The sequence below is a fragment of the Actinomadura logoneensis genome, from assembly GCF_003428695.1.
In the GTDB taxonomy this organism is placed as follows: domain Bacteria; phylum Actinomycetota; class Actinomycetes; order Streptosporangiales; family Streptosporangiaceae; genus Spirillospora; species Spirillospora logoneensis.
This window is the reverse complement of sequence record NZ_QURH01000202.1, coordinates 1-6,457: the sequence shown is the minus strand read 5'-3', so window position 1 is coordinate 6,457 and position 6,457 is coordinate 1. Positions and strand designations below refer to the sequence as shown.

Here is a 6,457-nt window from a genome sequence, read left to right as displayed (position 1 = left end):
CGCGCCGCACGCCGCTCCCGCCGCCGCACCGGACGGCCCGCCGCGACGCGGGCGCTCATTCGGCCACCTCCGCACCGCGGGCCCGGCGGGTCGCCGCGGCCTGGAGCCGACGCAGCTCCCCCCGGTGCCGCTTCACGGTGGTGCGGCTCAGGTCCAGATCGGCCGCGATCTGCCCGACCGTCGCCGCGGGGTGCGTGCTCAGGTACTCGGCGATGCGCTGGCGCGTGCTGGCGCCCATCGCCCGCCGGGCCTCGATCGCGGGCAACACCCGCTCCGGGCCCTCACGGTCCGGACCGGCCTCGCCCGCGTCCGGCTCGTCCTCACGCTCGTCCTGGTCGGTGTCGATGTGGGCCCCGGTCCGCACCGGCTCAGCCGAAGGGTCCGCCCCGGCCTCAGCCGCGGCGTCCAGGGCGGTCGCGGCGGCGCCCTGCGGACCGTGTCCGCTCGGCCCCGGCAGCGCCGTCGGCCTCACCCCGCCGTCCGGCCCGTCCTGGTCGGCCAGCCACTCCGCCAGCTCGGCCGCGCCCCGCTCAGCCAGCGCCGCCACCGGATCGGCGGCCACCCCCGCGGCGACGGCCTCGCCCTCCGGCAGGTCGGCGTCGTGCCCGCCGTCCTGGTCCTGCGGGCCGTCCTCACGCGTACGCGTACGCGTGCGAGGGCGCTCGCGCTCGTCCGGGCGCCTCGGCGCCGTCGCGGCATCAATCGCGGGGGCCTCGGCCGCCTGGCCGCCGACGACCGGCAGATCCTCGGCCAGCGCCACCGCCCGCAACTGCGCCTCGTCGGCCGCGTCGACCTCGGCCGCGCGGGCCTGCATCCCGGCCGAGGCGCGGTCGGCGACGACGATGCCCAGCAGCCCGAACGCCGCCGCCCCGATCGAGCACGCGGCGCCGACCGAGTTGGTCATCGCGAGGTTGGTGGCGATGCTGGCCAGCAGCGGGACCGTCATCAGCACCCACAGCGTCCACGCCTGCCAGGTGCCGTGCTTGACCTCCACCCGGTGCTCGGCGAGCATCGCCCGCACCGAGATCGCGACCGTGGACAGCACGGTCAGGCCCAGCTCGGCGATGTACCCGGTGCCGGTCGGCGCGTCCATCGCCGACGCCGCGGCCTCCAGACCCATCGCCGACCCCGCCGCCAGCACCGCCGACGCCCCCAGCGCCAGCCGCCCGTACACGCGGCGACCCGAGTGCAGCGCCAGCACCGACCGGGCCGGCGACGACGTCCGGCGCGCCAGCGCCAGCGCCTCCAACGTCCGCTCCGCCTCGGCGGCCCGCGCGTCCGCCACCCGGTGACGACGCGCCGACCGCGCCGCCGCCGCGTCCAGATCCCGATGCTGCTGCTCGTCCCGCAGCCGATCGGCGTGCGGCCTGGTCGCCGGGTTCAGCCGCGGGTCGATCAGGCGCTCCTGACCGGCGATACCGGCCAGCTCCGCCGCCTGACGGCTCTGCTGGGCCACCGCCTCCACCACGTCCAGGGCCGCGGCCTCCTTCTTGCCGCGCATCACCGGCCACCGCCCTTCCGGCCGAGCTGAGCGGTCACCACGCCCAGCAGCGGCGCCGCCAGCACGCTCGGGACCTCCAGCACGACCCAGCTCATCGGCAGGGCCAGGGACACCACGAGCAGCGCGGCCCACGTCACGAACGTCGCCGCGATCGCGGCGCGGACCGTGTCCTGCGTGTCCGCGCTGGTCATCGGTCGCCCCCCGTCTCGGAGGCGGCCCCGACCAGCAGGTCACCGGCGTTCAGCAGGTCATCAAGGATGTCGATGGCCGCCGCCTGCCGGGCTCGGTCCTCAGGCGATCCCTCGTTGTGGGAGCTCAGCAGCCCGGGCACCAGTCCCGGCACCAGTCCGGGCGCCATCAGCGCCAAGACGTCGGACTCGCGGAACCGGTGCTGCCCACCAGGGGTGCGCACACTCTTCAGACGGCCAGCCGCGGCCCACCGCGAGACGGTCTTGGGCTCCACGCGGAAGACCCTGGCCACCTCGCTCGGGGTCATCAGCCTCTCTACGCTGTTCACGGGTCGCTCTCCCTTCGGACGGGGCGGCCTGCACGCGGCCCCGGCGCACCACCGCCGGGGCTGCACTTCTTTCCGAACCGGACATTGCGCCCGCCTCAGCCTCGCAGTGCCGCACTGGTGCGATGCTAGGCAGCGCACTAGTGCACTGTCAAGGGTCCTGATAGATTTGCGGTTGGTGCACTAGTACACTGCGAATGACCAGCTAGGAGGGGCGCACAGTGTCACCACAGATCAATCGGTCCGACCCGCCGTACAAGCAGATCGCCGACCACATCGAGCACCGCATCGCATCTGGCGACCTACGAGATGGGGACCTAGTGCCATCGTCGCGACAGCTCATGAAGGACTGGGGCGTCTCTATGGCCACAGCAACCAAGGCCCATGCGGCTCTTCGCTCCCGTGGCCTTGCTGAGGGCCGGCCAGGGGTGGGGACCGTCGTCACGAGCGTGGCGGCAGTGTGTGGAGCACAGCATCGGATCCTCGCGGTACGCGGCACGGGGAAGATCTATCCCCCGAACGAACACGCCAGGATCAAGGAGGCGTCACTCACCCAGGCCCCCGAGCATGTCGCGGACGCTCTGGGGTTGGAGGCAGGCGCCAGCGTTATCCGGCGGGCCCGCGTGACCTACCGGGACGACAGCCCCGTTTCAGCGTCGGTGTCCTGGATGAGTGGCGCCCTGGCGGATCAGGCTCCGCTCCTACTCAGCACCGAGCGCCTTCAGCAGGGCACCCTCGGCTACATCAAGGAGATCACGGGCCGATCCGCTGCCGGGCGCCAGAAGGAGCAGGTCACCGCAGATGCCGCCAACGCGGAGGACGTGGAGGACTTGGGTGTTGAGCCTGGGACGCCATTGCTGCGAGCGCGTGTCTGGATCCGGGACGGGGCGGGAGACGTGATCGAGTACGGCGAGTACGCGGCCGTCCCTGGCCGCTGGATGACTTTTGAATACGAGATCGCCGAATAGCCATCGTCGCCTGACGGCGTAGTCCCAGCGATACCGTCCAGTCAGCAAATGAAGAGGCCGGGAGTGTGCAGCTCCCGGCCCCTTGTGAGTCACTTCCCACCAGCCATGATCAGGAAGGACGTTCATGACGAGCGTACCCAACTCCGCCGACAACGCCAGCGGGCCGCCCCCGTCCGAAGTGCTCGATGAGCAGATCGAGATCTCGGCGGGGCGCCGGGCCCCGTACACCCAGTTGGCCGACTGGGTAGCGCTCAGCGGGATCTCCGACCACGCCAAGGCGCTGTATTGGCACCTGAAGATGCACGTGAACATGGAGCGCGGGGACCGGGAGGTCTGGCCCCGGAAAGAGCTCCTATCGGGCTGGATGGGGCTCTCCCGCGCCGACAAGATCGACCCCTACGTCAACGAACTGCTCGCGTTGGGCGCGATCGAGGTCTACAAGCGCCGCCACGCCAACGGTCTGCGCGCCCGCAACCGGTACGTCGTGCACGACACCCCGCCGCCGAACTACGCCGGCCCCACGTCGCTCGCGGAGTGGTACGCCCGCAACCGCAGCAAGACGACGGAGACAGCGACGGAGACCGTTTCCGCAGGTCAGCCCGTAACCCCCTCCAGGGGGGTACGTAGTCCTGCTGAGGGGACTACGGCGCGACCTGCGAAGTCGCGCGTTTCCGCAGGTCAGCCCGTAACCCCCTCCAGGGGGGTACGTAGTCCCGCTGAGGGGATGTCGGTAGTCCCCTCCAGGGGACTGGAACAAGACGAAGTGCAACTAGACGAAACCTCCTCCTCCTCCTCCGCCTCTCGCGCAACATCCGGACGCGCCCCTGGGCCCCAGGAGGAGGAGGGGACGGCTCACGCCGAGACGATGGACGGCGGCCCGGAGGGGAGCGTGCTCGCCCAGGCTCACGGCCTGGTGGACGCAGCCACGGCGGCATGGGCGCGCGAGCATCGGCGCCCGTTGCCTCCCGAACGGCTCAAGCTGGCGCAGAGGGCCGCAACGGCGCTGAGGGAAGGGGCGAGTCCCGAGACGATCATTTCGGCGCTCACGCACGACCTGAGGCCGTCCCAGGTGCGAACCACAGCCGTCCAGGTGGTCATGGGGCGGACATGCCGCCCGGGGTGGGCAGAGACTGCGGTGGTGTCAGCGCCTCCGCCCGCGCCCTCGCAGTGCCCGCAGCATCCGGGCAGCGGGTTCCGGGGTGGCGAGTGTGCGGCCTGTTGGGCTGATCGCGTCGCCATGGATTGACCGTCTGAGCTGGGAGGAGACGGCCCGGAAGTGGCCTTTACATTGTAAAGACACGCTGCGGGCTGTCTCCTCGCTGATCCTCTTGACCTGATTCCGATTTTCGTCACGGAAGAGCTGGATTTCGTCACGCGACGGGGCGTAGGATTTTCGTCACGTGACGAAAATCGTGGGAGGTGGCCATGGCGTCGGTGTGTGCGGTGTGCGGGGGGCCGGTCGCGGCTCGGCGGCGGGGCCGTCCGGCGGTGTACTGCGGTCGGGCCTGCCAGGCCAAGGCATACCGGGCGCGCCAGCGCGGCGCCGCGGTGGTCGCCGAGCCGTCCGGCGGGACGGCGCCTGCGGGCCCGGTCGACGTCGGCCCCGCGGCCCGTGACGAATCGCGTGACGAAATCGCCTCGGCGCTGGCCGGGTTGCCGGCGGCTCGGATGCCGGAGGGATGCCGCCTGATCGCCGAGGTCACCGAGGACGGCATGTGGCGGGTGGAGTACAGCGGGCCCGATGCCGACGCCGACATGTACGACGGGGAGGGGACCGGCCCGGAGCTGGTGGCGGCGGTGCTGGCTGCGGTCCGGGACGCCGACGGCCTGGAGGACGAGGACCAGGAGGAAGCCCCGGCGGAATGGCCGTGGAATCGGCGCGAGCCTGCGCCCGAGCCTGGGCGTGACGAAAGCCCCGCCGAGTCCGTGACGGAATCCGCTCCCGCCGCCGACGGCGCCGATGCGCAGGACGACGCCCAGGACGACGCGGAGCGGGAGCGGGCGGCTGATGAGGCGGCATGGCGGGCTCGGCTGCGGCCGGTGGAGGGCCTGTCCGGGTACAGCATGGCCGAGTGGCCGGGGACCGGCCGCTATCACCTGGCCTGGGATCGGACCGGCGAGCGGATCGGTCACGCCGAGCGCTCGGGGTGGGGCCGGTCGGGCTGGGAGGCGCACGGCCGGTACGGGACGCTCCTACAGGACGGGCTGCGGACCCGGGCCGAGGCGCTGCTCCGGGTGGCGGCGGTCCACGAGCGCAGGACGGAGGACCAGGCCAGGCCCGCGCCGGGCCTGCCGGACGGCTGGACGCTGGTCCGCACGCTGGCCGAGGCCCGCGCGGGCGAGGTGCGCTTGGTCGACCCGGCCGGGACGGTCGCGGGGTCGATCAGGCGCGACTCCTCCGGGTCCCGGGCCCGGTGGACGGCCACCGCCGGCGACCCGGCCGCCGGCCGCTACTACAACGCGGCCCCGGTGTGGCCGGACGACGCCGACCCCGACCGCGCCGATGGCGATTCCTGGTGGACCCGGACGGCCGCGGTGCGCGCGCTGGCCCGCCACCACGCCCCCGACCTGGACGCCTCGCCGGCGGTGTGCGGGCACACGGTGGGCGTGGACTGGATGACGCTCACGTGCGGAGATCCTGCCGGCCACAGCGGCGCCCATCACGGCCTCGACCCGTGGGGGCACCGGCGGACGTGGACCGAGGTGGGCCCGGACGGCGCGGGCGTGACCGACCTGGAGGGCCGCCCGCTGATCCGGGGAACGCTGCCGCCCTCGCAGGCTCGCCCTCGGACCCCCTGACGCGTTGCCCGACACCCCCACAGCGGCCGGCCTCCCTTGGGGGACCGGCCGCTGTCGCATGTCCCGCGCGGGGGGCGTGTCACGGCATGAGGTGGGTGGCGTTCGGCGCTCTACGGGCTTCTCAGGGCCGCGGATCCCACGATCATGAACCCAAGATCCGTGACTTACGACTTTTGATAAGTCGATAAGTCAGAGGAGTTTTCGTAAGTCATAAATGGTAGGATGGTGTCATGACGACGGAGAGCGTGACCGACGAAGGCCAGGGCGCCGCCCAGGGGGCCCGGACCTGCGCGTACAGCCAGTGCGCCAACCCAGTGACGTATGACGGGACCGGCCGCGCGGGCCGTCCGCGCAAGTACTGCCAGGTCGGGGGCGGTCCGCGGGTCTGGCCGGACAAGGGCGGCAAGACCTGCCAGGAACTGGCCCGCGCGGAGCGCCTGGCGGTGCGCGACACCGGCCTGGAGGAGATCGCGTCCTCCTACGCCGCGTACACCGACGCCGAGCCCGCAGTGGCCGAGGCGATCGACGCCCTGGTCGTGGCGCTGCGCGCGCACGGCGCGCTGGGGCAGCGGGTCCTGGAGGCCGTGGACGGCAGGGTGGCCGAGGCGCAAGAGGCCGCCGCCGCGGCTGCCGCCCGCGCCGACGCCGCCGAGGACCGCGCCGCCTCGGCCGAGC

At 72.7% G+C, this 6,457-nt stretch carries 7 protein-coding genes; 4 read left to right on the top strand and 3 right to left on the bottom strand.

Annotation, left to right across the window (positions count from 1 at the left end; all coding sequences use genetic code 11):
* Window positions 1-55 precede the first annotated feature (55 nt).
* From DZF91_RS11270 to DZF91_RS43135, 3 genes are read right to left on the bottom strand one after another with little or no spacing between them, the layout of a single operon-like run.
* Window positions 56-1,501 (bottom strand): hypothetical protein, encoded by a 1,446-nt coding sequence (locus tag DZF91_RS11270; protein WP_117357423.1) that lies wholly within the window; start codon window positions 1,499-1,501, stop codon window positions 56-58.
* Entirely contained in the window at window positions 1,501-1,692 is a 192-nt protein-coding gene (locus DZF91_RS11265) for a hypothetical protein (protein ID WP_117357422.1), read from the bottom strand. Before DZF91_RS11265 ends, DZF91_RS11270 begins: the two co-directional genes overlap by 1 nt.
* Complete coding sequence (locus DZF91_RS43135) at window positions 1,689-2,018, bottom strand: BldC family transcriptional regulator (RefSeq protein WP_407920905.1); 330 nt, start codon at window positions 2,016-2,018, stop codon at window positions 1,689-1,691. Before DZF91_RS43135 ends, DZF91_RS11265 begins: the two co-directional genes overlap by 4 nt.
* Before the next feature lie 218 nt (window positions 2,019-2,236).
* Between DZF91_RS43135 and DZF91_RS11255 the strand changes: the two genes are divergently transcribed.
* The 4 genes from DZF91_RS11255 to DZF91_RS38865 all read left to right on the top strand — a co-directional run.
* On the top strand, window positions 2,237-2,983 hold the full coding sequence (locus DZF91_RS11255) for a GntR family transcriptional regulator (RefSeq protein ID WP_117357421.1): 747 nt from the start codon (window positions 2,237-2,239) through the stop codon (window positions 2,981-2,983).
* A gap of 124 nt (window positions 2,984-3,107) precedes the next feature.
* Window positions 3,108-4,229 carry a helix-turn-helix domain-containing protein gene (locus tag DZF91_RS11250; protein WP_117357420.1) on the top strand — a complete coding sequence of 374 codons (1,122 nt, stop codon included), beginning with the start codon at window positions 3,108-3,110 and terminating at the stop codon, window positions 4,227-4,229.
* 422 nt (window positions 4,230-4,651) lie between these two features.
* Entirely contained in the window at window positions 4,652-5,782 is a 1,131-nt protein-coding gene (locus tag DZF91_RS39685; RefSeq protein WP_158587914.1) for a hypothetical protein, read from the top strand.
* Between the two features lie 230 nt (window positions 5,783-6,012).
* The coding region (locus DZF91_RS38865; RefSeq protein WP_199486556.1) for a hypothetical protein at window positions 6,013-6,457 on the top strand (445 nt) is incomplete at its 3' end.